The sequence below is a fragment of the Asaia krungthepensis NRIC 0535 genome (genome assembly GCF_025995175.1).
Classification (GTDB): domain Bacteria; phylum Pseudomonadota; class Alphaproteobacteria; order Acetobacterales; family Acetobacteraceae; genus Asaia; species Asaia krungthepensis.
In genome coordinates, this window is record NZ_BAPV01000044.1 from 1 (window position 1) to 2500 (window position 2500).

The window sequence follows — 2500 nt, forward strand, 5'->3', positions numbered from 1 at the left end:
ATGGTTGCGGGGGCAGGATTTGAACCTGCGGCCTTCAGGTTATGAGCCTGACGAGCTACCGGGCTGCTCCACCCCGCGGGGGTGGTGGTGTGATTTGTGGGGTGGATCAGGGGACCTGGCGGCGACCGACTTTTCCGCATCTTGAGATGCAGTATCATAGGCGCTGGGGCGTTTCACGGCCGAGTTCGGGATGGGATCGGGTGGAAGTCTCCCGCCATAGCCACCAGGTCTTCTGATCCACCCGACAACTGTGTGTCGGTGTGGAGGTTGGTGTTTTGTATGATGATTTTGCGTGGATGATTGCTATGCATGTGTATGCTCTCTTTGTGAGAGCGTTGTGTGAGCGATATGGGCGATTAGGACCGGTTAGCTGCACGTGTTACCACGCTTCTACACCCGGCCTATTGACGTGATGGTCTTTCACGGCCCTGTGAGACCTAGTTTTGAGGTGGGTTTCCCGCTTAGATGCTTTCAGCGGTTATCCCGTCCATACTTAGCTACCCGGCTGTGCCGCTGGCGCGACAACCGGTACACCAGAGGTATGTTCATCCCGGTCCTCTCGTACTAGGGACAAATCCTCTCAAGTCTCATACACCCACGGCAGATAGGGACCGAACTGTCTCACGACGTTCTAAACCCAGCTCACGTACCACTTTAATCGGCGAACAGCCGAACCCTTGGGACCTGCTCCAGCCCCAGGATGTGATGAGCCGACATCGAGGTGCCAAACCTCCCCGTCGATGTGGACTCTTGGGGGAGATCAGCCTGTTATCCCTAGAGTACCTTTTATCCGTTGAGCGATGGCCCGTCCACGTGGGACCACCGGATCACTATGGCCGACTTTCGTCTCTGTTCGAGCTGTCACTCTCACAGTCAGGCGGGCTTATGCCATTGCACTCGACAGTCGGTTTCCGACCGACCTGAGCCCACCATCGCGCGCCTCCGTTACACTTTGGGAGGCGACCGCCCCAGTCAAACTGCCCACCATGCAGGGTCCCGGACCAGGCTAGACTGGTCTCGGTTAGACATCAGAAAAATTCAGGGTGGTATTTCAAGGACGGCTCCACCGGTACTGGCGTCCCGGGTTCGTAGCCTCCCACCTATCCTACACAGGATGTCTCTGATGCCACTGCAAAGCTGCAGTAAAGGTTCATAGGGTCTTTCCGTCTGACCGCGGGTACCCCGCATCTTCACGGGGAATTCAATTTCGCTGAGTCGATGCTGGAGACAGTGGGGAAGTCGTTACGCCATTCGTGCAGGTCGGAACTTACCCGACAAGGAATTTCGCTACCTTAGGACCGTTATAGTTACGGCCGCCGTTTACCGGGGCTTCAATTCAATGCTTGCACATCTCCTCTTAACCTTCCGGCACCGGGCAGGCGTCAGGCCGTATACGTCGTCTCTCGACTTCGCACAGCCCTGTGTTTTTACTAAACAGTCGCTACCCCCTGGTCTGTGCCACCCGCCTGTGGTTGCCCACGGACGGGTCTCGCTTATCCCGAAGTTACACGAGCAATTTGCCTAGTTCCTTCAGCATCGTTCTCTCAAGCGCCTTGGTATTCTCTACCAGTCCACCTGTGTCGGTTTCGGGTACGGTCTATACGCCAGAGCTATTTCCTGGAATGCTCCAAAAGCCTGGTCAATCCAATAAGACCAGACAACATATCGCATTCGTCACTTCTGGCAGGCCCAGTAATATTCAACTGGTTCCCATCGACTACGGCTTTCGCCCTCGCCTTAGGGGCCGGCTCACCCTGCGTGGATTAACCTTGCGCAGGAACCCTTGGACTTTCGGCGACAGTGTTTCTCGCACTGTTTGTCGCTACTCATGTCAGCATTCGCACTTCCGATATCTCCAGAGAGGGTCACCCCGTCTCCTTCGCAGACCTACGGAACGCTCCGCTACCGCGCATATCATAGATATGCACCCACAGCTTCGGCACGTGGCTTGAGCCCCGTTACATTTTCGGCGCAGGGTTTCTATTAGACCAGTGAGCTATTACGCTTTCTTTAAAGGATGGCTGCTTCTAAGCCAACCTCCTGGTTGTTTTGGAATCCCCACATCCTTTCCCACTTAGCCACGATTTGGGGGCCTTAGCTGGTGGTCTGGGCTGTTTCCCTCTCGACAATGGACCTTAGCACCCACTGTCTGTCTGCCACGCTCATACTCCTCGGTATTCGGAGTTTGGTTAGGTTTGGTAAGACTTTGGGTCCCCCTAGCCCATCCAGTGCTCTACCCCCGAGGGCAATACGTGACGATCTACCTCAATAGATTTCGCGGAGAACCAGCTATCTCCGAGTTTGATTGGCCTTTCACCCCTAGCCACAGCTCATCCCCGACTTTTTCAACAGGCGTGGGTTCGGCCCTCCAGTGCGTGTTACCGCACCTTCAGCCTGGCCATGGCTAGATCACTCGGTTTCGGGTCTTCTGCCAGCAACTCATGCGCCCTATTCAGACTCGCTTTCGCTACGCCTACACCTACCGGCTTAAGCTCGCTGC

The 2500-nt window shown here is 55.6% G+C and carries 1 tRNA gene and 2 rRNA genes (1 of these 3 cut by a window edge); all 3 read right to left on the minus strand.

Going from position 1 to position 2500, the window contains the following annotated elements:
* Position 1 precedes the first annotated feature (1 nt).
* Positions 2–78 (minus strand) — tRNA-Met (locus AA0535_RS12250).
* A gap of 35 nt (positions 79–113) precedes the next feature.
* A 5S ribosomal RNA gene (gene rrf, locus AA0535_RS12255) occupies positions 114–228 on the minus strand.
* Positions 229–336: 108 nt separating this feature from the next.
* Positions 337–2500, minus strand: a 23S ribosomal RNA gene (locus tag AA0535_RS12260) (it continues 577 nt past the right edge of the window).